The organism is Serratia sp. 14-2641, assembly GCF_001692375.1.
GTDB lineage: Bacteria > Pseudomonadota > Gammaproteobacteria > Enterobacterales > Enterobacteriaceae > Chania > Chania fonticola_C.
In genome coordinates this window covers 19299-43433 of sequence record NZ_LXKR01000039.1, presented here as the reverse complement: position 1 = coordinate 43433, position 24135 = coordinate 19299, and the positions used below count along the sequence as shown (strand labels likewise).

Annotated in this window: 27 protein-coding genes and 2 pseudogenes; 5 read left to right on the top strand and 24 right to left on the bottom strand. The window is 55.6% G+C overall.

What is annotated here, in order from left to right; all coding sequences use genetic code 11:
- The 9 genes from A6U95_RS14660 to fkpA all read right to left on the bottom strand — a co-directional run.
- Positions 1-186, bottom strand: a 186-nt coding sequence (locus tag A6U95_RS14660) for a GTP-binding protein (RefSeq protein WP_037376754.1), incomplete at its 3' end; no start/stop codon positions are given.
- 71 nt (positions 187-257) lie between these two features.
- The gene (fusA, locus tag A6U95_RS14655) at positions 258-2372 is read right to left on the bottom strand and encodes an elongation factor G (RefSeq protein ID WP_021181636.1); all 2115 of its coding nucleotides are present in this window, start codon (positions 2370-2372) and stop codon (positions 258-260) included.
- A gap of 90 nt (positions 2373-2462) precedes the next feature.
- Positions 2463-2933: a 30S ribosomal protein S7 gene (gene rpsG / locus A6U95_RS14650; RefSeq protein ID WP_021181637.1), complete on the bottom strand. Its 471-nt coding sequence runs from the start codon at positions 2931-2933 to the stop codon at positions 2463-2465.
- Between the two features lie 91 nt (positions 2934-3024).
- The gene (rpsL, locus tag A6U95_RS14645) at positions 3025-3399 is read right to left on the bottom strand and encodes a 30S ribosomal protein S12 (RefSeq protein ID WP_021181638.1); all 375 of its coding nucleotides are present in this window, start codon (positions 3397-3399) and stop codon (positions 3025-3027) included.
- Positions 3400-3543: 144 nt separating this feature from the next.
- On the bottom strand, positions 3544-3831 hold the full coding sequence (tusB, locus tag A6U95_RS14640; RefSeq protein ID WP_065684973.1) for a sulfurtransferase complex subunit TusB: 288 nt from the start codon (positions 3829-3831) through the stop codon (positions 3544-3546).
- Positions 3832-3840: 9 nt separating this feature from the next.
- On the bottom strand, positions 3841-4200 hold the full coding sequence (gene tusC, locus A6U95_RS14635; RefSeq protein ID WP_065684972.1) for a sulfurtransferase complex subunit TusC: 360 nt from the start codon (positions 4198-4200) through the stop codon (positions 3841-3843).
- A 9-nt stretch (positions 4201-4209) separates the two neighbouring features.
- Positions 4210-4599, bottom strand: a complete 390-nt coding sequence (gene tusD, locus A6U95_RS14630) for a sulfurtransferase complex subunit TusD (RefSeq protein ID WP_065684971.1) — start codon at positions 4597-4599, stop codon at positions 4210-4212.
- Positions 4599-5321 carry a transcriptional regulator gene (locus A6U95_RS14625; RefSeq protein WP_024482691.1) on the bottom strand — a complete coding sequence of 241 codons (723 nt, stop codon included), beginning with the start codon at positions 5319-5321 and terminating at the stop codon, positions 4599-4601. Before A6U95_RS14625 ends, tusD begins: the two co-directional genes overlap by 1 nt.
- Positions 5322-5647: 326 nt before the next feature.
- Positions 5648-6526, bottom strand: coding sequence for an FKBP-type peptidyl-prolyl cis-trans isomerase (gene fkpA / locus A6U95_RS14620; protein WP_065684970.1), 879 nt, complete (start codon positions 6524-6526; stop codon positions 5648-5650).
- A 317-nt stretch (positions 6527-6843) separates the two neighbouring features.
- Here fkpA and A6U95_RS14615 point away from each other — a divergent pair, with 317 nt between their 5' ends.
- Positions 6844-7071 (top strand): SlyX family protein, encoded by a 228-nt coding sequence (locus tag A6U95_RS14615; protein ID WP_024482693.1) that lies wholly within the window; start codon positions 6844-6846, stop codon positions 7069-7071.
- 45 nt (positions 7072-7116) lie between these two features.
- On the opposite strand, the gene slyD is transcribed toward A6U95_RS14615, so the two are convergent.
- From slyD to kefG, 4 genes are all read right to left on the bottom strand, one after another.
- The gene (gene slyD / locus A6U95_RS14610; protein ID WP_021181645.1) at positions 7117-7704 is read right to left on the bottom strand and encodes a peptidylprolyl isomerase; all 588 of its coding nucleotides are present in this window, start codon (positions 7702-7704) and stop codon (positions 7117-7119) included.
- 94 nt (positions 7705-7798) lie between these two features.
- Positions 7799-8002, bottom strand: coding sequence for a YheV family putative zinc ribbon protein (locus tag A6U95_RS14605; RefSeq protein WP_037376686.1), 204 nt, complete (start codon positions 8000-8002; stop codon positions 7799-7801).
- Between the two features lie 14 nt (positions 8003-8016).
- Positions 8017-9825, bottom strand: a complete 1809-nt coding sequence (gene kefB / locus A6U95_RS14600; protein WP_065684969.1) for a glutathione-regulated potassium-efflux system protein KefB — start codon at positions 9823-9825, stop codon at positions 8017-8019.
- Positions 9825-10379 (bottom strand): glutathione-regulated potassium-efflux system ancillary protein KefG, encoded by a 555-nt coding sequence (kefG, locus tag A6U95_RS14595; RefSeq protein WP_024482696.1) that lies wholly within the window; start codon positions 10377-10379, stop codon positions 9825-9827. The genes kefB and kefG overlap by 1 nt, the downstream gene beginning before the upstream one ends.
- 134 nt (positions 10380-10513) lie before the next feature.
- On the opposite strand from kefG, the gene A6U95_RS14590 reads away from it, so the two are divergent.
- Positions 10514-12433: an ABC transporter ATP-binding protein gene (locus tag A6U95_RS14590; protein ID WP_024530829.1), complete on the top strand. Its 1920-nt coding sequence runs from the start codon at positions 10514-10516 to the stop codon at positions 12431-12433.
- Positions 12434-12550: 117 nt separating this feature from the next.
- Here the strand turns inward: A6U95_RS14590 and A6U95_RS30335 are convergent.
- A pseudogene (locus A6U95_RS30335) lies at positions 12551-12927 on the bottom strand (hypothetical protein); the annotation flags it as partial.
- Here A6U95_RS30335 and A6U95_RS14580 point away from each other — a divergent pair.
- A pseudogene (locus A6U95_RS14580) lies at positions 12915-13118 on the top strand (NUDIX hydrolase); the annotation flags it as partial. The pseudogenes A6U95_RS30335 and A6U95_RS14580 sit on opposite strands and share 13 nt — an antisense overlap.
- Before the next feature lie 3 nt (positions 13119-13121).
- On the opposite strand, the gene tauD reads toward A6U95_RS14580, so the two are convergent.
- The 9 genes from tauD to A6U95_RS14535 all read right to left on the bottom strand — a co-directional run bounded on the left by tauD (position 13122) and on the right by A6U95_RS14535 (position 21986).
- A complete protein-coding gene (gene tauD / locus A6U95_RS14575; protein ID WP_065684967.1) occupies positions 13122-13970 on the bottom strand; it encodes a taurine dioxygenase in 849 nt (282 codons plus the stop codon).
- A complete protein-coding gene (tauC, locus tag A6U95_RS14570; RefSeq protein WP_065684966.1) occupies positions 13967-14800 on the bottom strand; it encodes a taurine ABC transporter permease TauC in 834 nt (277 codons plus the stop codon). The genes tauD and tauC overlap by 4 nt, the downstream gene beginning before the upstream one ends.
- The gene (gene tauB / locus A6U95_RS14565; RefSeq protein ID WP_065684965.1) at positions 14797-15564 is read right to left on the bottom strand and encodes a taurine ABC transporter ATP-binding subunit; all 768 of its coding nucleotides are present in this window, start codon (positions 15562-15564) and stop codon (positions 14797-14799) included. The genes tauC and tauB overlap by 4 nt, the downstream gene beginning before the upstream one ends.
- A 10-nt stretch (positions 15565-15574) precedes the next feature.
- Entirely contained in the window at positions 15575-16570 is a 996-nt protein-coding gene (gene tauA / locus A6U95_RS14560; RefSeq protein ID WP_024530822.1) for a taurine ABC transporter substrate-binding protein, read from the bottom strand.
- Between the two features lie 93 nt (positions 16571-16663).
- Positions 16664-17791 (bottom strand): Gfo/Idh/MocA family oxidoreductase, encoded by a 1128-nt coding sequence (locus A6U95_RS14555; RefSeq protein ID WP_065684964.1) that lies wholly within the window; start codon positions 17789-17791, stop codon positions 16664-16666.
- Entirely contained in the window at positions 17788-18852 is a 1065-nt protein-coding gene (locus tag A6U95_RS14550) for a sugar phosphate isomerase/epimerase (protein ID WP_065684963.1), read from the bottom strand. Before A6U95_RS14550 ends, A6U95_RS14555 begins: the two co-directional genes overlap by 4 nt.
- Positions 18849-19925, bottom strand: a complete 1077-nt coding sequence (locus A6U95_RS14545; protein WP_065684962.1) for a Gfo/Idh/MocA family oxidoreductase — start codon at positions 19923-19925, stop codon at positions 18849-18851. The genes A6U95_RS14550 and A6U95_RS14545 overlap by 4 nt, the downstream gene beginning before the upstream one ends.
- Positions 19918-21180: an MFS transporter gene (locus A6U95_RS14540; protein WP_065684961.1), complete on the bottom strand. Its 1263-nt coding sequence runs from the start codon at positions 21178-21180 to the stop codon at positions 19918-19920. The genes A6U95_RS14545 and A6U95_RS14540 overlap by 8 nt, the downstream gene beginning before the upstream one ends.
- 47 nt (positions 21181-21227) lie before the next feature.
- Positions 21228-21986 (bottom strand): GNAT family N-acetyltransferase, encoded by a 759-nt coding sequence (locus A6U95_RS14535; protein ID WP_241810660.1) that lies wholly within the window; start codon positions 21984-21986, stop codon positions 21228-21230.
- Between A6U95_RS14535 and A6U95_RS31480 the strand changes: the two genes are divergently transcribed.
- Positions 21918-22079, top strand: a complete 162-nt coding sequence (locus A6U95_RS31480) for a hypothetical protein (protein WP_241810661.1) — start codon at positions 21918-21920, stop codon at positions 22077-22079. The genes A6U95_RS14535 and A6U95_RS31480 overlap by 69 nt on opposite strands.
- 299 nt (positions 22080-22378) lie before the next feature.
- Entirely contained in the window at positions 22379-23359 is a 981-nt protein-coding gene (locus A6U95_RS14530) for a LacI family DNA-binding transcriptional regulator (protein ID WP_065684960.1), read from the top strand.
- Here the strand turns inward: A6U95_RS14530 and A6U95_RS14525 are convergent.
- Positions 23351-24133: a PhzF family phenazine biosynthesis protein gene (locus A6U95_RS14525; RefSeq protein ID WP_065684959.1), complete on the bottom strand. Its 783-nt coding sequence runs from the start codon at positions 24131-24133 to the stop codon at positions 23351-23353. The two genes, A6U95_RS14530 and A6U95_RS14525, sit on opposite strands and share 9 nt — an antisense overlap.
- Between the last annotated feature and the right edge of the window lie 2 nt (positions 24134-24135).

Sequence of the window (24135 nt, the reverse complement as noted above, 5' to 3'; positions counted from 1 at the left end):
GGTGATACCACGAGCTTTTTCTTCTGGCGCGTTATCGATCTGGTCGAAAGCACGTGCAGAACCACCGTAGGTTTTAGCCAGAACGGTAGTGATTGCAGCGGTCAGGGTAGTTTTACCGTGGTCAACGTGGCCGATAGTACCAACGTTAACGTGCGGTTTGGAACGTTCAAATTTTTCTTTAGACACGGCTATATTCCTTAACTCTTTTGCTCCCCCCTCATGGAGAGAGCACTGATCAATGTGTTAAACCCGAAAGCTTATTTACCACGGGCTTCAATAACGGCCTGAGCGACGTTGTTCGGCGCATCATCGTACTTCAGGAACTCCATGGAGTAAGAAGCACGGCCTTTGGTCAGAGAACGCAGTTGAGTTGCGTATCCAAACATCTCGGACAACGGAACTTCAGCGTGAATCTGAACGCCAGTAGCGTTGGATTCCTGACCTTTCAGTTGACCACGACGACGGCTAAGGTCACCGATGACGTCACCAGTGTTCTCTTCCGGCGTTTCAACTTCAACCTTCATGATAGGCTCAAGCAAAACAGGTTTTGCTTTCTTAAAGCCATCTTTAAAGGCGATAGACGCGGCCAGTTTAAACGCCAATTCGGAGGAGTCAACATCGTGGAAAGAACCGAAATGCAGACGCACACCGAGATCAACTACCGGATAACCGGCCAGTGGACCAGACTTAAGTTGCTCCTGAAGACCTTTATCAATGGCAGGGATGTATTCCGTTGGGATCACACCACCTTTAATGTCATTGATGAACTCGTAGCCTTTCGGATTTGAGCCCGGCTCCAGTGGGTACATGTCGATAACAACATGACCATACTGACCACGACCACCAGACTGCTTGGCGTGTTTACCTTCGATGTCAGTAACTTTCGCGCGAATCGCTTCACGGTAAGCAACCTGTGGTTTACCCACGTTCGCTTCAACGTTAAATTCACGACGCATACGGTCAACCAAGATATCCAGGTGAAGTTCACCCATACCTGCGATGATGGTCTGACCTGATTCTTCGTCAGTCCATACGCGGAATGATGGGTCTTCCTTCGCCAGACGGCCCAGAGCCAGACCCATTTTTTCCTGGTCAGCTTTGGTTTTTGGTTCTACCGCTACGGAGATTACCGGCTCAGGGAACTCCATACGCTCAAGAATGATCGGGCTAGCAGGATCACACAGCGTATCACCGGTAGTTACGTCTTTCAGACCGATTGCTGCAGCGATGTCGCCTGCACGAACTTCTTTAATCTCTTCACGCTTGTTAGCGTGCATCTGAACGATACGGCCCAGACGCTCACGCGCGGCCTTCACGGAGTTCAGAACGGTGTCACCGGAGTTAACAACGCCAGAATACACACGGAAGAACGTCAGGTTACCCACGAATGGGTCGGTAGCGATTTTGAACGCCAGTGCAGAGAACGGCTCTGAGTCGTCAGAATGACGTACAGCAGGGGTGTCTTTACCGTCGTCCAGAATACCGTTGATAGCTTCAACGTCATTTGGCGCTGGCAGGTATTCGATAACCGCATCCAGCATTGCCTGTACGCCTTTGTTTTTAAAGGCAGAACCACAGGTTACCAGAATCACTTCGTTGTTCAGCACGCGCTGACGCAGAGCTTTCTTGATTTCTTCCTCGGTCAGCTCTTCGCCGCCCAGGTATTTGTCCATCAGCTCATCTGAGGCTTCAGCAGCAGACTCAACCAGATTCTGGTGCCATTCAGCAGCCAGTTCTTGCATGTCAGCTGGGATCTCTTCGTATTCGAAGGTCACGCCTGCATCAGCTTCGTTCCAGTTGATGGCTTTCATTTTCACCAGGTCAACAACACCGGTGAATTTCTCTTCTGCGCCAATTGCCAGCTGCAATGGAACCGGGTTTGCGCCCAGACGAGATTTAAGCTGACCAACAACTTTCAGGAAGTTGGCACCCATACGGTCCATTTTGTTAACGAACGCGATGCGTGGCACTTTGTATTTGTTAGCCTGACGCCATACGGTTTCAGACTGTGGCTGAACACCACCAACAGCACAGTAAACCATTACCGCGCCATCAAGCACACGCATGGAACGTTCTACTTCGATGGTGAAGTCAACGTGCCCTGGGGTGTCGATGATGTTTACACGGTGCGGCTCAAACTGCTTGGCCATACCAGACCAGAAAGCAGTTGTCGCTGCAGAAGTAATGGTAATACCACGCTCCTGCTCTTGTTCCATCCAGTCCATGGTGGCGGCGCCGTCATGAACTTCACCGATTTTGTGGTTTACACCGGTGTAGAACAGGATACGTTCGGTAGTTGTGGTCTTACCGGCGTCGATGTGAGCACTGATACCGATATTACGGTAGCGCTCAATGGGTGTTGTACGAGCCATTTGATTCCTCTATTGCCTTAGGCGGTTCGGTGAAACCAAGCGGGTTGGCTTCTTGAAGCGCCCACTTGGTTAGCAAAACTACTGCATGGATTACCAGCGGTAGTGGGCGAACGCCTTGTTGGCTTCTGCCATACGGTGAACGTCTTCACGCTTCTTAACAGCAGAACCTTTGTTCTCTGCTGCATCAGACAGTTCGTTCGCCAGGCGCAGAGCCATGGATTTATCACCACGTTTACGAGCGGCATCAACGATCCAACGCATTGCCAGGGCATTACGACGAACCGGACGAACTTCAACTGGTACCTGGTAAGTAGAACCACCAACGCGGCGAGACTTAACTTCTACAGTCGGGCGCACGTTGTCGAGAGCGACTTCGAAAGCTTCCAGGTGACCTTTACCAGAACGCTGAGCCAGGGTCTCCAGCGCGGTATAGACGATTGCTTCTGCAGTAGATTTCTTGCCATCTACCATCAGAATGTTTACAAATTTAGCCAACAGCTCGGATCCGAACTTAGGATCTGGCAGGATTTTACGTTGGCCTATTACGCGACGACGTGGCATGGAAATACTCCGTTGAAAATTTCAGGATTGTCCAAAACTCTACGAGTTTATTTTGACATTAAAATGTTTGGCCTTACTTAACGGAGAACCATTAAGCCTTTGGCTTCTTCACGCCGTACTTGGAACGAGCTTGCTTACGGTCTTTAACGCCGGAGCAGTCAAGTGCACCACGGACGGTGTGGTAACGCACACCTGGCAAGTCTTTAACACGACCGCCACGGATCAGGATTACGGAGTGTTCCTGCAGGTTGTGGCCTTCGCCACCAATGTAAGAACTCACTTCGAAACCGTTAGTCAAACGCACACGGCAAACTTTACGCAGTGCGGAGTTTGGTTTTTTCGGGGTGGTAGTATATACGCGAGTACATACGCCACGTTTCTGCGGGCAAGCTTCCAGCGCTGGAACGTTGCTTTTAGCAGCCTTCACAGAGCGTGGTTTGCGAACCAGCTGATTAATCGTAGTCATTAAAAAAAGCTCCTGGGTTTTGCTTCGTTTTTTGCTTCGTAAACATGTGATAAATCCCCCGTATGCACTATTGGCACAGTACGAGGACGCAGAATTTTATGGCTGACTGGTAGAGGTGTCAAGAAATATACAACATCACACGCATTACCATGCCATTTGGCTGTGGTGTGTCTCGGTTAACACAACGAAGTCAGTATAACCGATCAGCGTGATTTTGGGTGAAAAATGACCAGACAGGCCTCTGGCATCCAGATCGTCCTGCAGCGCATAAAGGGATATGGGGGCATTAAGCAATAAATCAAGGCTGGCGCTACCGGCCAGGCCGGCCAGTAAGCCGTCTTGCAACAACAACAGGGCATCACCTTCTCTGGTGAGCCTTAACAACGCAGGCAGGTCGCAACGGGTTGGGGAATGGCTTAGGGTATACAGCATCAAAGTATCCTAGAAAGTCATGACCACATCGTAAGCGGCCAGTTTCTCGCGCAGAGTCTCTGGCGGCAGAATTTCGGCCTTCAACACCCAGTCGGTGACCTGTTGCAGCCCGCGCTCCTGGATGGCCGTCGCGCAGAGATAGCAGTTATCAACGTCATACAGCGGCAATACACCAAAGGTGGCGATGTAATTGCGGGCCAGGATCTTTTCGGGTTGTTGGCCCGGCAGCAGTTGCAACACGCCATCGCCGACAAAAAACACGCCGATATCCTCGCTCAGTGCCGACGTCGCCAGTACCGCATCCAGCCCTTCTCTGCCAGCCGCACTGCCATGTGGCCCTTGGGTAAATACAAACGCAACTCGCTTCATTCTACTCACTTAAAACTGTACCAGACGATCGTTGCTCAGCGCCGCTTCTGCCAATGAGCCTAAACCGCTGAGGGTAAACCCCGGCTGCAGGTTAGCGGCCGCCAATGCCAGCTGTGCGGCTTCTTGCTCATCGGCCACGCCACGGCGCAAAGCTGCCGCCACACAGACGTTAAGCTCCACACCATGCCGCTGTGCCAGATCAACCCACGCACGCACCAGATCGAACTCATCGCTGGCCGGAGATGATAGCTGGTTAGCATTCAGCACCCCTTCGCGATAGAAAAAAACGCTGGTAATGCGGTGGCCTGCCGCCAACAGGGCCTGGGCGAATTGCCAGGCGCTGCTCGCTTGCTGAGTACCATAAGCCGGGCCAGTGACCAATAGGCAGTAGTTAAGCATCAGCGCTCATTGCCCAGCAGATCACCACTCTTGAACTGGCGGATATACAGGTAAACGGTATGTTTGGAGATATTCAGGCGATCGGCAACCTGATTGATCGCGTCCTTGATATCAAAAATGCCTTTCTCATACAGGTTGAGTACGATCTGGCGATTTTTGGCGTTATTGGACACGTTGCGATCGGCATTCACCTCTTCGATGGTGAACTCCAACGTCTGCGCTACCAGATCGTCAACCGAGGAGGCAAAGTTGACAGAGGAAGCTACCTCCTGCGTTTCCGGCGGCATAAAGGTCTGGATGATCTGCGAGAACGGCACATCAAGGTTCATGTTGATACACAGCAGGCCGATCACCCGCTGTTCGCGATTGCGGATGGCAATCGTCACCGACTTCATCAACACGCCACTTTTGGCCCGGGTGAAATAGGCTTTGGAGACGCTGCTGTCATCGCCCGCCATATCGTGCAGCATGCGCAGTGCCAGATCGGTGATCGGCGAACCGATTTTACGCCCGGTGTGCTCGCCATTGGCGATACGCACGGCGGAGCATTTCAGATCCTCCAGGGAGTGCAGCACGATTTCGCAGTGCCCACCAATCAGCATCGCCAGCCCGTCGACCACGACTTCATACGACTTCAGGATTTCATGGTCCGTCTGACTAAACGGACGCTCATTCAGCAAATCAAGTTCGCTGGCTTCGCTGGATAAAAGCGAATTTGACATCGAAGATACCACCTACATAGATCGCCTGTGCCAGGGGACGCAACTAAAACGGCTCGCGCAGGAGACAATCGCTGCCGGGAGCAGTTTTAGGTACACGCCCTAAGGGGCAGGCGCATGATTCATAAGTTCAGACCCAGAGTCTAGCAAAACGGTCAGATGCTGGTTCTTACATTTGCGCGTGATATTGACGTTAAGCCCGATGCCCGGCAGGCGTCAAGCGATCAGTAGAGACAGGAAGTAAAGTTGCAGGATATTTTGCATTCTTGGTCGTGCAGAAATGAAAACCGCCGCGAAGGACATTCGCGGCGGTTGGGAAAATCTCAGACTTATTTGGCTTTAGCGTCTGCAGCAGCTTCGTCAGCCGCTTTTTCTGTTTTGTCGTCAGCCTTGGCTGCTGGTTTCACATCCAGCAGTTCAACATCAAACACCAGCGTGGAGTTGGCAGGGATCCCTGGAACGCCATTTTTGCCGTAGGCCAGTGCCGGTGGGATAACCAGTTTGATCTTGCCACCTTTCTTGATGTGCTTCAGGCCTTCGGTCCAGCCTGGGATCACGCCGTCCAGACGGAATGACAATGGCTCGCCGCGATCGTAGGAGTTGTCAAACACGGTGCCGTCGGTCAGGGTACCTTTGTAGTTTACCACTACGGTATCGCTGTCTTTCGGTGCTTCACCGGTCCCTTCTTTCTCTACTTTGTACAGCAGACCAGATTCGGTTTTCTTCGCGCCTTTTTCTTTGGCGAAGGCTTCAGCGTATTTAGCGCCTTTCGCTTCGTTTTCTTTCGCGTCCTGCTCCATCTTCGCCTGAGCGGAAGCCTTCACGCGCACTTCAAAACCTTGCAGGGTTTTTTCGATGTCAGAGTCATTCAGCTTGCTTTGCTTGGCAAACGCGTCCTTAACAGCCCCGAGCATCACGTCTTTGTCCAGCTTGATGCCCAGTTTTTCTTGTTCATCCAGCGAGTTTTCCATGTAGCGGCCGAGTTGAACACCCAGTGCGTAAGCTACCTGCTCATCGTCATTCTTGAACTTGCCGGTGCTTGGTGCTTCTGCAGGTTTAGCCGCTTCAGCAGCAGGCGCAACCTCACCGGTAGTGGTAACGGTAGCTGCATCAGCAGGTTTGGCCGCATCGGCTGCCATAACTTGGGTCGCATTCAGAGCAAGAGCCATAGTGGTTGCCAGAAGCGTGACTTTAAACAAAGATTTCATCCATTTCTCCAGTGTCTGAAGCGGTGCCTCAAACCATCATTAAGTAAGTTAACCGGGCTACTATAGCTGCCTGAAACAAAACAAAACAGTCACACAGGTAACCAATCGAGTCAAGATGTGACCTCATATTGGTAGCAAAGTTCAAGAAAAATAAAAATAGCATTGATAATTAACGATTTTATTTAACGACTTTGCGGATTGAATTGTCCGCTCTACGGCAGTGAAAAACCGCTTGCCGAAATTGGCAGGCACAAAGCCGACCGCTACTGATAACATAGTGCCAGAATCCCGGATTTAACAGTGCCAGAGGTAACATCATGCACGAGAAAAACTACGAGAACCTGCTTCTGCGGTTGGAAGAGATGGAAAGCCGCCAGGCCTTTCAGGAAGTGACGATTGAGGAGCTCAATCAAACCGTGGTGCAGCATCAGCTTGAAATGCTGAAGATACAAGAGCATCTGCGCCTGCTGACCGACAAACTGCGCGCCAGCCAACCTTCGATGATCGCCTCGCAGTCGGAAGAGACGCCGCCCCCGCATTACTAAAAAAGGCCGCCGAAGCGACCTTTTGTTGCAGTTACAGCACCAGAATTAGTGGCAGCCGCAACCACCGTTGCCACCACAGCCGCCTTTCTTGCCGTGGTCATGATCGTGGTCGTGATCGTGGCCATGACCGCCGCAGCAGCCGTCACCGTGTTCGTGGTGATGATCGTGCTCACCGTGAACATGGCCGTGGGCCAGTTCTTCTTCGGTCGCTTCACGGAGCGCTACAACTTCTACGTGGAAGTTCAGGTCTTGGCCAGCCAGCATGTGGTTACCATCAACCACTACGTGGTCACCATCAACTTCGGTGATTTCAACCGGAACCGGGCCCTGATCGGTATCAGCCAGGAAGCGCATACCTACCTGCAGTTCATCAACGCCCATAAAGACGTCTTTAGGAACGCGCTGCACCAGGTTTTCATCGTAGTTGCCGTAAGCTTCGTTAGCGGCAACATGAACGTCGAAACGATCGCCCGCTTCGTGACCTTCGAGCGCTTTTTCCAGACCTGCGATCAGAGAGCCATGCCCGTGCAGATAGTCCAACGGTGCACTCACCGGAGACTCATCAACCAAAACACCGTCTTCTGTACGTACTTGGTAAGCCAGGCTGACCACCAAGTCTTTTGTTACTTTCATGATATCTCCTACCGTTGGAAACTAAATCGGTGGAGATTGTAGCGGAAATCTCCAGCGCTGTACCCTTCAGCATAAAAAATCACGGCAGATAACGCTACTCTGGATGAAAAATACCGATCACCTGCTCCTGCGGACGAACGTGTTTTTCCACCTGTTGCTCGGTCTGGCGCTGATGGTGGCCACACTTGACGCACTCCACCACTTCAACCTGGTCTTCACGCCAAACCGCCAGCGTATCCATAGCGTTACAGCTTGGGCAAACCGCCCCGGCGATAAATCTTTTACGTGTTGCAGACATCATTGTGCTCCGAATTATTCGTATTCATCCCAACCATCGAACTGCCGTTTTTCTTTTTGCATTTCACGATGGAAAAGTTCTTCCAGCTCGCGCCGGGCTTCTTTCACGCGGGAAATCTGGGCCACGTCCCCCAGATGCGGAGGCATCAGTTCACGCAGCATGCGCATATCCAGACGGCGAAAATGCTGCTGAGCGCGATAAGCCTGATGCGGGTGCATCCCCAACTCCGTTAACGCCTTGCGCCCCAGCTCCAGAGCGCTGGAGAAGGTTTCCCGGCTAAACTGTTTTACGCCAGCCTGTAGCAACTCATGCGCTTCCACACGCCCCCGCGCCCGCGCCAAAATGGACAGGTTGGGGAAGTGCTGCTGGCACAGATGGACAATGGCCATGGTATCTTCCGGCTCATTACAGGTAATAACGATAGATTTGGCTTTTGCCGCACCGGCTGCCCGCAGCAGTTCCAGCTCCGTGGCATCCCCGTAGTAAACCTTGTAACCGTATCGGCGCAATACGCCAACCGCGCTAACGTCCCGCTCAAGCACGGTGATACGCTTCTTGTTAGCCATCAGTAAGCGGCCAATCACCTGCCCGAAGCGGCCGAAGCCGACGATGATTACCTGCGGATCGTCGTCTGCCACGTAGGGAGCCTCTTCATCCTCATCCTTGGCGTTATAACGGCGGGCCAGAATGCGATCGATAATCTGCATCAGCAGCGGCGTGGTCATCATTGAGAGCGTCACCACGACCAGCAGCAAGGCCAGTTGATCGTCGTCAAAGATATGCTGTGTCGACGCCGCCGAGAACAGCACGAAGGCGAACTCACCACCCTGGCTCAGCACCCCGGAAAATTGCAGACGTACCGAGCGTCGCAGGCCAAAGATACGCGCCATCGAGTACAATACACCCGACTTCACCGCCACCAGGATCACCACGCCAAGCAGCACTTCCAGCAGATGGGTATACAACACGCCCATATTCAGTGCCATGCCTACCGAGATGAAGAACAGCCCGAGCAGCAGCCCTTTGAAAGGCTCAATGGCGATTTCCAGCTCATGGCGATATTCGCTCTCTGCGAGCAACACCCCGGCGATAAAAGTCCCCAATGCCATCGACAGACCAAGGGCATCCATAAACAGCGCAGCCCCCAGTACCACCAACAACGCGGCGGCCGTAAATATTTCACGCACTCCAGATGAGGCGATATAACGAAATAACGGGCGTAACAGGAAACGCCCGCCGATCAGCATGCCGCCGAAGGCCGCAACCTTCATGGCGATTTTCGCCCAATCATCGCTGGTGCCTGCGCCACCGGCCAGGATCGGGATCAACGCTAACGCCGGGATCACCGCCATATCCTGGAACAGCAGCACCGAGAAACCTAGCTGGCCCCCCTCGTTACGGTTCATCCCCTTTTCACGCATCAGTTGCAGCGCCATGGCCGTCGATGACATGGCCAGACCAATGCCGCCGATCACTGCCGCCTGCCAGGCGAAATGGCTGAAATACAGCAGCGCGCCAAGCACTGCCGCCGTGACCAATACCTGCCCGGCACCGACACCAAAGATCGAACGACGCAGTTCCCATAGTTTGGCCGGGTTCAGTTCCAGCCCGATGATAAACATCAGGAACACCACACCCAACTCGGAGAAATGCAGAATTTCATCCACATCCCGAATGAATCCCAATCCCCACGGGCCGATGGCGATACCGGCGATCAGATAGCCTAAAACAGCCCCGATCCCCAGGCGACGGGCAATGGGTACTGTCACCACCGCGGCAAACAGGAACAGCAGTATGGCGGTTAATAGCGCGGAACCTTCCATCAGTGCCTCCCGGTATGCGGTAAGGGGTTACGCAACCAATCGCCATAGGCGCTGGCGTGGCTGCTCAGCACTTCCGGTTTCTGGCGGCGTGCCCAGTAGACGAGGATCGGCGTCAGCCAGTGCATATGACACATGGCCGCAGTCAGTTCAAAAGGGCGCAGAATATCCTCGATCGGATAGCGATTATAACCGCCGGTGCGATAGGCGCCTTCCGGCTCCCCGGTAGTGATCACCGAACGCCAGTATTTGCCTGCCAGCGCATTACCGCCCATCCCACTGGCAAAGCCACGGGACAGCACACGGTCCAGCCACTCTTTCAGCAAGGCCGGGCAGCTATAGGTATATAAAGGGTGTTGGAAAACGATGACCTGATGGTCGCGCAGCAGCTGTTGTTCGTGATGGATATCAATAAAGAAATCCGGATAGTGCGCGTATAAATCGTGCACGGTGACATGTTCCAACTGCTGTGCCGGTTGTAACAAAACCCGGTTTGCTACCGAGTCCTGGGATTCCGGATGGGCATACAGCAGCAAAACCTTCGGCGGCTGTGACATCATTCCCCTCCAAAGCGTCGTCAGGGTGGCGGATTTCCGTTACCATGCAACGCAAAGACTAATAATAGGACTGCTACGCGTCCTGTTAACGTAAACTCAATTCAATTTAACATACTCTGAACAAACGGCGCTTTATGATTGTTTTCTCCTCGCTACAAATCCGACGCGGCACCCGCGTCCTGTTGGACAACGCCACGGCGACGGTTAATCCAGGTCAGAAAGTCGGCCTGGTGGGTAAGAACGGCTGTGGGAAATCCACGCTGCTGGCCCTGTTGAAAGGTGAGATCGCCGCAGACGGTGGCAGCTACACCTTCCCAAACAACTGGGCGCTGGCCTGGGTGAATCAGGAAACTCCGGCACTGGACGTGCCCGCCATTGAGTATGTTATCGATGGAGATCGGGAATTCCGCCAGTTGGAAGCCGAATTACAGGTGGCAAACGATAATAACGACGGCCACGCCATCGCCACGCTGCACGGCAAGCTCGATGCCCTGGATGCCTGGACCATCCGTTCCCGTGCCGCCAGCCTGTTGCACGGTTTAGGCTTTTCCAACGAGCAACTGCAAAGCCCGGTGCGCGCCTTCTCGGGCGGATGGCGTATGCGCCTCAACCTGGCTCAGGCTTTGGTTTGCCGCTCCGATCTGCTATTGCTGGACGAACCCACCAACCACCTGGATCTGGATGCAGTGATCTGGCTGGAACGCTGGCTGAAAAGCTATCCGGGCACCCTGGTGCTGATTTCGCATGACCGTGATTTCCTCGACCCAATCGTCGACAAGATCCTGCACATCGAAAATGAGACCATCAACGAATATACCGGCAACTATTCCTCCTTTGAGCGCCAGCGCGTCACCAAACTGGCACAGCAGCAGTCGCTGTATCAGAGCCAACAGGAAAAAGTGGCGCATCTGCAAAGCTATATTGACCGTTTCCGTGCTCAGGCCACCAAGGCCAAACAGGCACAGAGCCGCATCAAAATGCTGGAACGGATGGAGCTGATTGCCCCAGCGCACGTCGATAATCCGTTCACGTTTAGCTTCCGCCAACCCGAAAGTCTGCCAAACCCCTTGCTGCGGATGGAAAAAGTCAGCGCAGGCTATGGTGACAAAGTGATCTTGCAGTCAATCAAGCTCAACCTGGTGCCCGGTTCACGTATTGGCCTGTTGGGGCGTAACGGCGCCGGTAAATCAACGCTGATCAAAATGCTGGCTGGCACGCTGGAGCCGTTAAGCGGGGAGATCGGGCTGGCAAAGGGTATCAAACTGGGTTACTTCGCCCAGCATCAGTTGGAGTTCCTGCGCGCCGATGAGTCGCCACTGCAGCATCTGAGCCGTATAGCCCCTCGCGTGTTAGAACAGCAGTTACGCGATTACCTTGGCGGCTTCGGCTTCCAGGGCGATAAAGTCACCGAAATCACCGAACGTTTCTCCGGCGGTGAAAAGGCACGGCTGGTGCTGGCGCTAATCGTCTGGCAGCGCCCTAACCTGCTGCTGCTCGATGAACCGACCAACCACCTGGATCTGGATATGCGCCAGGCGTTGACCGAAGCGCTGATCGATTTCGAGGGGGCATTGGTGGTGGTTTCGCACGACCGCCATCTGCTGCGTTCTACTACCGACGATCTGTATCTGGTGCACGATGGCCAGGTGGAGCAGTTCGAGGGCGATCTGGACGATTACCAGCAGTGGCTTAGCGATCTGCAAAAGCAGCAGGCACAGCAGGATGCCGCACCGAAGCAGGACAACGGCAACAGCGCCCAGGCGCGTAAAGACCAAAAGCGCCGTGAAGCCGAATTCCGTACGCAAACCCAACCGCTGCGTAAGCAGATCGCCAAGCTGGAACAACAGATGGATAAGCTGGGTGCCGAATTGGCCGCGGTGGAAGAACAGCTGGCAGACTCGGCGCTGTACGACATCAGCCGTAAAGCCGATCTGACCGCCTGCCTGCAAAAGCAAAGCCAGGCCAAGTCCGCTCTGGAAGAAACGGAAATGACCTGGCTGGATGCCCAGGAACAGCTGGAGACGCTGACCCAGGCGTTTGAAGCAGAGAGTTGATTTAACGCCCCCTCTCCCAAAGGGAGAGGGGGCCTATCGTGCTACAGCTTAACTCTGGTTATAATCCTTTATATCAACTAGTTAAATATTAACTCTGTAATCGCCTACGAGCTCAATTCAGCTCCCTCTCCCTGTGGGAGCGGGTTGGGGTGAGGGGCAGGCAATGCGCTGGCGGATCTGCTCCAGTGAGTCCTGGTTATAGAGTTTGCCATCCAGGAAGCGCGTTTTCATGTTCCTGCTGCCAATCCTGATTATCCAGCAAAAGTATCGCGGGTATTATACTGATAAGTAAAGGAACCTATGCCAAACACTACGTTAGAACTGGCAAAACCTTTCGCTTCCAGCCGTTGCAGAATTTCCTGGGCGCGTTCCAGAATGATGGAGTCTCCATAAATCAGCCCGACATGCGGATCCAACACTTTGTAGCCCTTGCTGTTAACCGTGCCGCCAAAGATTTCCCACAACACTTCCACCGAGCCTTTCTCTTCGGCAGTTGCAGGAAGTGATTGAGATCATCTTGTCGCATACGGTACAGCGCAAAAGCCTGATGCGGCGTTTTGACGCTTCGGAAATGTTTGAGGAAACCGGCGAGAGAGTGGCAACAGGCGCACGTAAGGCACGCCTGTATCGCAGGAAAGCGGGAGTAGATATGAGAAACTTTTCCAGAAACCTGATGGTGGAGTGATCCTCAGGCACGATAGAACGGCTTATCTCCCAGAATGGTCGCGCGGTGCATAATACGCCGCTGCGGCAGGTAATCCGCGTTGGCGTAATGCTGCGTCACCCGGTTATCCCAGATGGCAATATCATTGGCCTGCCAGCGCCAGCGCACCTGAAACTCCGGCTTGGTGATATGCGCAAACAGGAAGCTCAGCAGGGCATCACTCTCCTTCGCCGCCAGATCGACAATCCGCGTAGTAAACCCTTCATTGACGAACAGCGCCTGCTTGCCGGTCACCGGATGGGTGCGGATCACCGGATGCAGCAAAGGTGGGTTTTTCTGCACGGCCAACTGCCAGCGCTGATGCTCTTCCTCGCTGCCACGATGTTTATACTCGGGGAACGACTTGGTGAAGTCATGTTCCGCCTGCAACCCGGCCAACAGCCGCTTAAAGGGTCCGGACAACGCCTCATAGGCGGCAATCCCGCTGGCCCACAGCGTGTCCCCACCGGTCGTCGGCAGCTGCTTGGCGGCTAAAATCGCCCCCTGCGGCGGGTTTTCAATAAAGGTAACGTCGGTATGCCAGTTGTCGTTATCCGGCGGGTTATCGTTATGGGTATCCAGCACAATGATCTCCTCCACATCGGGAGCATGTGGATACACCGGGTGAATATGCAAATCGCCGAAGCGCCCTGCCAGCTCGCGCTGTTGTAGCGGTGTGATTGGCTGTTCGCGCAGGAACAGCACCTGATGTTTGAGCAAAGCATGGTAAAGCTGTTCAAACTGGCCGTCGCCCAGTGGCCGCGCCAGATTGACGTTTTCCACCAACGCGCCGATATAAGGCCCCAACGGGGTAATTGCCAAACGTTCGTTCATTGCTGTACTCCATGCCAAGGGGTCAAACGGCGCTGTAAGGCACGCAGCCCCAGCTCCAGACCAAATGCAATTATCGCAATCACGCTAATACCGGCGATCACTACGTCGGTCGCCAAAAACTCACCTGCGGACTGCACCATGAATCCCAGACCGCGCGTGGCGGCAATCAGTTCGGCGGCCACCAGCGTAGACCAGCCGACGCCCAGGCCAATACGGATGCCGGTCAGAATTTCCGGAAGCGCGCTGGGCAACACCACAAAGCGCAACAGTTGCCAGCGGTTGGCTCCCAAAGCTTGTGCAGCACGAATGCGCACCTGCGCTACGCTGCGTACGCCTGCCACGGTCGAAAGCGTCACCGGGGCAAAAATCGCCAGGTAGATCAGCAGGATTTTCGAGGTTTCGCCAATGCCAAACCAGATCACCATCAGTGGCAGATAGGCCAGCGGCGGCACCGGGCGATAAATTTCAATCAGGGGATCGAGCAGGCCACGTACCGTCTCACTCAGTCCCATCGCAATACCCACCGGGACACCGATGACCACCGCAGCAAGCAGCGCTACCAGGATTCTGCCCAGGCTGGCGGCTAAGTGTTGCCACAACGTGGCATCCATAAAGCCTTGCGGGCTGGCAATGACCACCAACTGATGCAATACCTGCTGCGGCGCGGGCAGAAATAACGGGCTGACCAGTTGCAAGGCGGTTACCGCCCACCAGACCGCCAATAGCACCAGCAAGGTTGCCGTGCTCAGCTTGAGGCTGTGCGGCAGCGTGAAACGAGATTGACGCACCGCTGTCGGTACTGCGGCTTTCAGAACAGAATGCAGGCTCATAGCAAGGCCTCGCGCTGTTGGAACACCCGGCCCAGCACGTATTCACGCTGGGCGATAAACTCAGGATCGGACTTGATGGCGCGGCAAGCCTCTCCGGCGGCATAGCGCTGGCCAAAATTCAGCGATAAACGCTCCACCACCTGCCCAGGGCCAGGAGAAAGCAGTATCAGCTCGCTGGCCAGGAATACCGCTTCTTCAATGTCATGGGTGATCAGCAGCACCTGCTTGCCGGTATCGCGCCAAATGTTCAACAGCAATTCCTGCATCTGTTCGCGAGTGAATGCGTCCAGCGCCCCGAAAGGCTCATCCAGCAGCAATAGCCGAGGATCGGCAGCCAAGGCGCGGGCAATGCCCACCCGCTGACGCATCCCACCGGACAGTTGCCAGATAAAGTGTTGTTCATAGCCGGTCAGCCCCACACGTTGCAACATCTGCTGCGCCACCTTGCGGCGTTGCGGCTTGGCCACACCGGCCAGCTGTAAGCCAAACTCCACGTTATCCACCACGTTGCGCCACGGCAGTAAGCCTTCATGCTGGAAGACCACGCCCCGCTCGGCTCCCGGGCCTTTGATGGGGACATCGTCCAGCGTAATGCTGCCTGCCGTTGGCTCAATAAACCCGGCGATCAAATTCAGCAACGTGGTCTTGCCGCAGCCAGAAGGCCCCAACACCACCACCAATTGCCCTCTGGCTATCTGGAACGACACATCGCGCAGCGCCGCACGCCCCTGATAATCGGCCGAAAGATGGTTAACGTTTAGCATGGCGGACCCCTTACGACTGCGGCGCAGCCTGCACCTGTTTGACAAAGCGGTCGGTCACATAGGCACTGTAATCACTGTCCACCTGCGGGATCTTGCCTTGTTGCTTGAGGAACTCGGCGGTATCACGAATGGCTTTATCTACCGGCTGGCCCAGTTGAGTGATCTGATCGGCGACCGGCAGGTAGCGGTTACCCTTCACCAGTTCCGGCACCTGCTCTGGCGGAACTCCGCTCAGGCGAGCCAGCGTGCTGAGGTTGCTTGAGTCTTTCAGCCACTGTTCCGGCTGTGCCAGATAGGCCTTCTGCGCTTTCAGGGCGCTGGCAGCAAACGCGGTGACGACTTCCGGATGCTGCTCGGCAAAGTCTTTGCGCACTACCCACACGTCCAGCGTTGGTGAGCCCCACTGGCCAACCTGCTCGGAGTCGGTCAACACCTTGCCTTGTTTGGCGAGTTCATTGACCACCGGAGCCCATACGTAAGCCCCGTCGATATCCCCACGCTGCCAGGCCGCTGCAATGGCTGGCGGTTGCAGGTTGAGAATTTGCACCTGGTCAGGTTTGATGCCCCAGTGTTTCAGAGAGGCCAGCAGGCTGTAGTGAGTGGTGGAAATGAACGGTACCGCAATACGCTTACCGATCAGATCCTGGGGAGATTTGATGTCCTTTTTCACCACCAGCGCTTCGGAACTGCCCAGCTGTGAGGCGATTAGGAACACTTCGATAGGGAGCTTCTGGCTGGCGGCCACGGCCAGCGGGCTGGAGCCGATATTGCCAATCTGCACGTCGCCAGAGGCCAGCGCACGCAACACGCTGGAGCCGCTGTCGAACTTGCGCCAGTCAACGGTCGCGCCAGACTGTTTGGCAAAGCTGTTTTCCGCCTGCGCCACCTTGGCCGGTTCGGCGGAGGTCTGGTACGCCACGGTGACGTCCACTGCCTGGGCACTGGCTGCACCGAGCGATAAAGCCAACAATACTGCACTGCGTAATGAGAAAAGTTTGCTCGCCATGATCCGCTCCGTTGATAAAATTCTGTGCTGTGAACAACAGTTTTATCTGAGCGGCGCCCGGCAATAAAAGAATAAAAAAATATTCTTTATTACTTATGGCGATATCAATTCCACCCACTCTCCCCCTGCACGGCTACTGCGCTGAGCGGCATCAATAAACGCCATCCCTTGCACACCCGTTTCAATCCCTGGTAACAACGGTGCCGCCGAAGGGCCGTCACGCAAACACCGGGCAGCTTCACGGTAAATCTGGCCAAACCCTTCCAGATAACCTTCAGGATGCCCTGCGGGTACGCGGGCCAATTGGCGGTTCTCTACGTGCTGAAATGCCGAAGCGCGGGTGATGCAATAGGGGGGCGCGTCAAAAGGCCGTATCCACAGCTGGTTCGGGTTTTCCTGGCAAAACTCCAGGCTGCCCTCACTGCCGTAAACTCGTAACTTCAGCCCATTCTCATGACCACAGGCTACCTGGCTAGCCCAGAGCCGACCTTTGGCACCGTTGGCATAACGCATCTGCACTCGCACGTCGTCATCCAGCTTGCGCCCCGCGATGAATGACGTCAGCTCAGCGCTGATCGCCTCAGGCAACATGCCACTGACAAACTCTGCCAGTTGCCAAGCGTGGGTACCTACGTCACCGATGCAACCGGATCCGGCTTTTTCCGGCTGCGCACGCCAACCGGCCTGCTTGTTGTCGGTCAGTTCTAGCGGTTTTGCCAGCCACTGCTGCAGATATTCCACCTCAATGAAGCGGATCTCACCCAACTCCCCCGCCAATATCCGGCTACGTGCCTCACGCACCAGCGGGTAGGCGCTGTAGTTATGGGTCAGGATCAGTTGTCTGCCGCTGTGGCGCACCATTTGTGCCAGTTGCAGAGCCTCGGCATAGGAGGTGCATAAGGGCTTATCGCAGATAACATCAATCCCGGCGTTGAGAAAGGCACTGGCGACTGGGGCGTGCAAATGATTCGGGGTCACGATCGCAACGACATCAATTCCATCCTCGCGTGCCGCTTCCGCCAACGCCATCTGGTTAAAATCGGCATAGCAGCGATCCGGTTGCAGATGCAGTAGCGCCCCGGTGCACAGACAGTTTTGTCTATCGGAGGAGAAAGCCCCGGCGACCAGCTCAAACTCATCGTCCATCCGCGCCGCCAGCCGATGCACCGCGCCAATAAACGCGCCTTCACCACCACCTACCATTCCCAGCTTCAATCTCATGATGCATCCTCCACGCCCAGCATGGCTCTGACTCGCTCACGGTCAGTATCCACCGCAGCAAAATCATCAAAGGCCCGTTCCGCTACCGGAATAATATGGCGGGCGATAAAGGCGGCACCTTCGCGTGCCCCAGCCTCCGGCGACTTAAGGCAGCACTCCCATTCCAACGTAGCGACTCCAGGGAAGCCGTACTGCGTCAGCTTGCTGAAAATCGCCGGGAAGTCGATCTGCCCGTCCCCCAACGAACGGAAGCGCCCAGGCCTTTCCAACCACGGTTGGTAGCCCCCATAAACGCCGCTACGGGCGTTGGGGCGGTATTCGGCATCTTTGACGTGAAATGCGCGGATACGTGGGTGATAACAATCGATAAAGCCCAGATAGTCCATCTGCTGCAAATGCAGATGGCTCGGATCATAGAGAATATGGCAGCGGGGATGATTGCCGACCTTGGCCAAAAAGCGTTCAAAGGTCACGCCGTCATGTAAATCCTCCCCCGGATGCAGCTCAAAGCACACATCTACACCAGCCCGATCGAAGGCGTCCAGGATCGGCAGCCAGCGCTTGGCCAACTGTTCGAAAGCCTCCTCCAACAGTAACGCATTATGCGGGGGCCACGGATAGAAATAGGGCCACGCCAGCGCCCCAGAGAAGGTCGCATGGGCCGTTAGCCCCAAGCGCTGAGATGCCTGTGCCGCCAGCAACAGTTGCTCCGTTGCCCAGGCTTGCCGCAGCTGTGGTTTACCCCGGACTTCTGGCGGAGCAAAACCGTCAAAGGCCAGATCGTAGGCCGGATGGACGGCGACCAACTGCCCTTGCAAATGCGTCGACAGCTCGCTGATGCGAATACCGTGCCGCCCAAGCCGGGCGACGATCTCATCACAATAATCCTGACTACGCGCCGCCAGCGCCAGATCGAAAATGGCCGGCTCAAGCGTGGGGATCTGGACGCTGGTGAAGCCCAGCCCGGCAGCCCACTCCGCCAGGCCATCCAACGTATTAAACGGGGCCTGCTCGGCGATAAACTGCGCCAGAAACAGCCCCGGCCCCTGCATCGTCTTCATGCTTCTCTCCCTAAAATCACCGTGCGTTGGCTGCGTACCGCTTCGTCCGCCGCCAGCACCACCCGTAAGCTGTTTAGCGCATCCTGAAGATGCTGATTGAGATCCAGGCCCTCACGAATAGCCCGCAAAAAGTAACGCTGTTCACTCAGGCACAGCGCTAAATGGTCCGGCTCATCCTGGCAATCGATCCAGCGATCCGGCCGCTTAAAGCGATTCTCATCGTCTAAATCGGCGTAATGCACCCGCAATGATTCGGTTTTGGTATGCCCCCCGACATCGTCGGAAGCCCTTTCGTGATGACGGGCCACGATCGAAACCGCGCCGCGCGGCCCAATGACGTCTTTCACAAAGTAAGCCGTTTCACTGATCATCGGCCCCCAGCCCGCTTCGTACCAGCCGATCGATCCGTCGGCAAAACGCACCTGTAGCTGGCCGTAGTTATACATCCCCTTCGGCAAGTCATCGGTCAGCCGGGCGCCGATAGCGCTTACGCTGATCGGCTCCGCCTGGGCCATCTGACACATCACGTCCAGATAATGTACGCCGCAATCGACAATTGGCGATAATGACTGCATCAGGTTGCGATGCACATTCCACATCTGCCCGTGGCTTTGCTGATTGAGGTTCATCCGCATCACCAGGGGCTTACCCAAACCCCGAGCGAGTTCCACAAACTGTTGCCAGGAGGGGTGATGGCGCAGGATATAACCCACCACCACCTGTCGTTGTGCCTGATGAGCAGCAGCAATCACCCTTTCAGCCCCTGCTACCGTGGTGGCGAGTGGCTTTTCGATAAACAGATGACATCCCGCGGCCAGCGCCGCCAAGGCGTAGGCTTCGTGGGTGTCCGGATAAGTGGTCAGGCACACGGCATCAGGCCGGGTTTGCGCCAGCGCTAACTCAAAGTCGCTAAAGGTGGGATAACCGCCGCCCAAACGTTGATTGAGCAGCTCACGCGACTCGCCCCGAGCGACCAGCCCGCAGATTGTCACCCCTTCCATAGCGTGGTAGGCCTCGGCATGGGACGCCCCCATATTGCCGCAGCCCACCACCAGCACCCGCAAATCAGCCATCGCGTTTCTCCCCTGCTGGAATATCGCGGTAGTTGAAAGTGAAGAAGAACAGCGCGGCGATCGCCAATGCGCCAAAGGCCGGGTACCACCAGAAATGCTGCCATTGCGGCAACGCCGCAGCCCCTTCCGCCGTCACCATATGGTTAAACAGCGCACCGCTGATCTGCGAACCAATCAACATACCGATGCCGTAGGTGAACAGCACCAGCAGGCTTTGTGCCTGGCCTTTCACCTTGTCCCCCGCCACTTTATCGGTATAGATAAAGCCGATAACGAAGAAGAAGTCATAGCACATGCCATGCAGGATGATGCCGAGGTAGATCATCCAGCGCATTTCTTCGGTAATGCCCAGAGCGAACATCACGTAGCGTAGGAACCAGGAAAGCATGCCGATCATCAGCATGTACTTGATCCCCAAGCGGGCAAACAGGAACGGGATCAGCAGCATGAAGAACAGCTCGGACATTTGCCCCAGCGACATCACACCACCCACGTTGGTGAAACCGGCCGCGGCTACGAACGGCGCGGCATAGGCGTAATACGCCGCCAGCGGGATCGAGATCAGCATGGCGCAGATGATAAACACCAGGAAATGGCGCTGCTTAAGCATCGCGAAAGCATCGGCGCACAGCAGATCGCGCATTTTTACTGGCTTGCCGCGTTCCGGTGCCGGGGTATGCGGCAGCGTAAAACTGTAAATCGCCAATGCCAGAGAGGCCACGGCTGCCAGCGTGAAGATATCGGTACTGTCCGACAGGCCGCTGGTGCCGACAATCAGCCCGGCGACAATCCAGCCAAAGGTGCCGAACGCCCGCACAATCGGGAAGGCCTTCTCACTGTTGCTCAGGCTGTAAAATGCCACGTTATTGCTCAGGGCAATGGTGGGCATGTAGCACAACATATAGCCAAAGATGATCCACAGCAGCCCGCTGCCCTGCCCCTCGGCAAAGAACCCTGGCATCATCCAGAGCAGGCCAGCCCCAATCAGGTGCAGTACAGCCAACACTTTTTGCGAGGCAAAGAAACGATCGACGACCATACCCAACACAAAAGGCGACAGGATGGAGGCGATCGGCCCGGTGGAATAGGCATCACCAATGATCGCCGCCAAGCCGTATTTGCCCATCACCACACCAAGCGTAACGTACCAGGCTCCCCAGACAAAAAATTGCAGGAACATCATCAGTGCCAGCCGTGGCACCACCCATTTGAACGTGGTGCTTTTGGCCTCCTGGGCCAGGCTATCTGTTTGCATAACTCCCCCATCGGTGTTGGTTGGTTAATACGGCAACGACGCCGGTGCTAACCGCTTTCCGGCAAAAAGGACGGCATCACCACGCCGCCGGGTTGTTGCGCCTGGCCTTTCACCTGCGCGATATGTAATTCACAAATTCGTCCGCCCCAGCGCAGCAAAACCTGGCTCAGCGCGGAGCGCTCTGCGGGTACCAATACCACCGGTGTCGTACCGCGATGATGGCTATCCAGCATCCAACCGAGTAACTCAAGGGCGATCTCTTCGCTATGGCAGCACCCCGGCCCCAACATGCGGGAGGCCGGATGCGCCACCGAGGCCAAATAGCCACCGATGCGATCGTCCAGTTCCCAGACGGCAACCCGCCACAGTCCACGGGTATCATTGAGGAAATAATCGATATCGCGCTGGCGTTCGATGCCCAGTATTTCGCGCTCCAGCTCCAGGATGGCGGGCAGATCGTCGAGCCGGGCTGCCCGCACCTGGCCGCGAGTCAGGCGCGGATAAGCAAATCCCTGGCTCGGCACCGGGATCGTCATATCCTGATAGAGGGCATACGGGGTAAATCCCCCGCGCTGGTAGAGCGAATAGGAATCCAGGTTCAACGCGCTGGATAGCAAACGGACCGGTAAGCCACCCGCCAGTTCGTCGGCCTTGGCCAACAAACGGCTGGCAATCCTGCGGCCAAAATAATCGGGATGAACATTCATGATGCCCAATCCCAAATGAGTTTCACGCGGGTGGAAAAAGCAGGAGCCACAGATCGCCCCTTGTTGATCGCGCGCAATCCAGTGGTAGCCCTGATCCAACTGCTGGTAGACATCAACAAACAGGCCGCAACTTTCCGGCCCGGCAGAGAAGATGTCGCCCAGCCCGTGGCGCTGATATCAGGCATTGGTTGAGCAATGGATCAGAGCGGCAATCTCGCTGCGATCTTGCGCCTGCGCTAGCTGAAGCTGTATCTCCATCTGCCACCTCCTATTGCGTCACCATTGGGGGGAATTCGGTCTAAATTAGAAATGTAATCGATTTCATTTTGCGATAAATAAAATGTAATCGATTTCTTTTTTTCGGCAACCGGATTGATATGATTAAAAGCAGGTAGAGGATGAATTTGTAATCGCTGTCACAAACCCTTCGTAGTGATCGTACTTTTTGCCGCATACTGTGCGAGGCAAACGGGCAGAAGGAAAAGCAAACCATGTCGATAGCAAAGGTGGCGAAAATCGCTGGCGTCTCAGCGGCCACCGTCTCACGGGTGTTGAACGGCCAACAGATCGTCAAACCGGCTACTCGCGATAAGGTCCTGGCGGCGATCCGCGCGTGTGACTATCAACCCAATCTACTGGCACGCCAACTGCGCACTGCCCGCAGCGGGATGCTGTTGGTACTGGTGTCCAATATCACCAACCCCTTTTGCTCACTGGTGGTGCGCGGTATCGAAGAAGAGGCCGAACGCCACGGTTACCATATTCTGCTGTGCAACTCGGAATCCAATCCCACCCGTGAATCCGCCTACCTCAGCCTGCTGAGTGGCAAGGTGGTTGACGGGGTGATCACCATGGATGCCATCAGCTGTTTGCCGGGGCTGACCGCCATGATCGGTGATTTCCCCTGGGTGCAATGCGGCGAAGGGGATACCCAATTCCGCGCCTCCTCCGTCACCATCGATAATCACCAGGCCGCCATGGCCGGTGTGCAGCACTTGGCCGCCAAGGGCCGCCAACGGATCGCGTTGCTCAATGGTGATATGCGTTATCTGTATTCACAACAGCGGGAACAGGGCTACCGGCAGGCGTTGGCAGAGCTGGGGCTGGACTATTGCCGGGTGGAATACGTCGAAGGGCTGGATTACGCCGCTGGAGCCAATGCGATGAGTGATTTGCTGGCAGACGGGCCACGGCCAGATGCGGTATTTGCCATTTCGGATGTAATTGCCGGAGGCGCGATGAGTGCCTTGCACCAGCAGGGCTTACGCATTCCAGAAGATATCGCGGTAATGGGATTTGACGGTGTGCCGTTTGGCAGCATCACCACTCCACCGCTGACCACCATCGTACAGCCCATGCATCAGTTCGGCGTGCGCAGCGTGCAGTTGCTGCTGGAGAAAATTCAGGGCCAGCAGTTGCCTCCTTGCCACGACGTGCTGGATTGGCAACTGCTGGAACGGAGTTCAACCTGAAATCGTGCCGCGCAAGAAAATACGTGCGTGGCCACCCAGCAAGGTACGCTCCCCTTGCAGTTCGCAAAACAGTTCACCACCGCGTGATGATAGCTGCTTGGCATGCAATACGTGGCGGCCAAGACGCGCCGTCCAGTAAGGCATCAGTATGCAATGGGCGGAGCCGGTGACCGGATCCTCACTGCGATCCAGCGAGAAATAGCGCGAGACAAAATCTACTTCATCGCCCGGAGCAGTGACGATCACGCCACAACCAAGGTGGTCAATCAGCTCGGCGATCGCAGGCTGTACCGCCCTGACCTGCGCCTCATCGGCCAATACCGCCATCAGCGACTGGGCTCGCCACACTTCCTGCGGTTGCACACCGAGCAAAGCGGCCAACCGTGGCGGTTCAGCAATTTTCTGTGGTGGGCGAGAAGGGAAATCCAGGATTAGCCGTTCACCGTCGGCCGCATCGCGTTTGACATACAGCTCACCGCTGGCGGAACGGAAACGGATATCGCTCAACCCCGGGTTGACCACGTTTAACAGCACGTGCGCCGTAGCCAAAGTGGCATGTCCGCAGAGATCCACTTCCCGCGTTGGCGTGAACCAGCGGATCGCGTACATGTCACCATCCTGCCAGACAAAGCTGGTTTCCGGCAGGTTAAGCTCGTTGGCGATGGCCTGCATCTGCGCCGCCTCCAGCGGTTGTTGCAGCAGGCAGACACCGGCCGGGTTGCCCCGCAGTCCCTCGCCGATAAAGGCATCCACATGGAAATAGTTTTCGTTCACCA

Coding starts and splice junctions, on each gene's coding strand:
- kefB (WP_065684969.1), bottom strand. CDS start 9,825: ATGGAAGGTTCCGCGCTATTAACCGCCATACTGCTGTTCCTGTTTGCC.
- kefG (WP_024482696.1), bottom strand. CDS start 10,379: ATGTCACAGCCGCCGAAGGTTTTGCTGCTGTATGCCCATCCGGAATCC.
- tusB (WP_065684973.1), bottom strand. CDS start 3,831: ATGCTGTATACCCTAAGCCATTCCCCAACCCGTTGCGACCTGCCTGCG.
- A6U95_RS14545 (WP_065684962.1), bottom strand. CDS start 19,925: ATGGCTGATTTGCGGGTGCTGGTGGTGGGCTGCGGCAATATGGGGGCG.
- A6U95_RS14540 (WP_065684961.1), bottom strand. CDS start 21,180: ATGCAAACAGATAGCCTGGCCCAGGAGGCCAAAAGCACCACGTTCAAA.
- fusA (WP_021181636.1), bottom strand. CDS start 2,372: ATGGCTCGTACAACACCCATTGAGCGCTACCGTAATATCGGTATCAGT.
- A6U95_RS14605 (WP_037376686.1), bottom strand. CDS start 8,002: ATGTCTGCAACACGTAAAAGATTTATCGCCGGGGCGGTTTGCCCAAGC.
- slyD (WP_021181645.1), bottom strand. CDS start 7,704: ATGAAAGTAACAAAAGACTTGGTGGTCAGCCTGGCTTACCAAGTACGT.
- A6U95_RS14530 (WP_065684960.1), top strand. CDS start 22,379: ATGTCGATAGCAAAGGTGGCGAAAATCGCTGGCGTCTCAGCGGCCACC.
- tauD (WP_065684967.1), bottom strand. CDS start 13,970: ATGAACGAACGTTTGGCAATTACCCCGTTGGGGCCTTATATCGGCGCG.
- A6U95_RS14590 (WP_024530829.1), top strand. CDS start 10,514: ATGATTGTTTTCTCCTCGCTACAAATCCGACGCGGCACCCGCGTCCTG.
- tauA (WP_024530822.1), bottom strand. CDS start 16,570: ATGGCGAGCAAACTTTTCTCATTACGCAGTGCAGTATTGTTGGCTTTA.
- A6U95_RS14625 (WP_024482691.1), bottom strand. CDS start 5,321: ATGTCAAATTCGCTTTTATCCAGCGAAGCCAGCGAACTTGATTTGCTG.
- tauC (WP_065684966.1), bottom strand. CDS start 14,800: ATGAGCCTGCATTCTGTTCTGAAAGCCGCAGTACCGACAGCGGTGCGT.
- tusC (WP_065684972.1), bottom strand. CDS start 4,200: ATGAAGCGAGTTGCGTTTGTATTTACCCAAGGGCCACATGGCAGTGCG.
- A6U95_RS14550 (WP_065684963.1), bottom strand. CDS start 18,852: ATGAAGACGATGCAGGGGCCGGGGCTGTTTCTGGCGCAGTTTATCGCC.
- tusD (WP_065684971.1), bottom strand. CDS start 4,599: ATGCTTAACTACTGCCTATTGGTCACTGGCCCGGCTTATGGTACTCAG.
- fkpA (WP_065684970.1), bottom strand. CDS start 6,526: ATGAAATCTTTGTTTAAAGTCACGCTTCTGGCAACCACTATGGCTCTT.
- A6U95_RS14615 (WP_024482693.1), top strand. CDS start 6,844: ATGCACGAGAAAAACTACGAGAACCTGCTTCTGCGGTTGGAAGAGATG.
- rpsG (WP_021181637.1), bottom strand. CDS start 2,933: ATGCCACGTCGTCGCGTAATAGGCCAACGTAAAATCCTGCCAGATCCT.
- tauB (WP_065684965.1), bottom strand. CDS start 15,564: ATGCTAAACGTTAACCATCTTTCGGCCGATTATCAGGGGCGTGCGGCG.
- rpsL (WP_021181638.1), bottom strand. CDS start 3,399: ATGACTACGATTAATCAGCTGGTTCGCAAACCACGCTCTGTGAAGGCT.
- A6U95_RS14555 (WP_065684964.1), bottom strand. CDS start 17,791: ATGAGATTGAAGCTGGGAATGGTAGGTGGTGGTGAAGGCGCGTTTATT.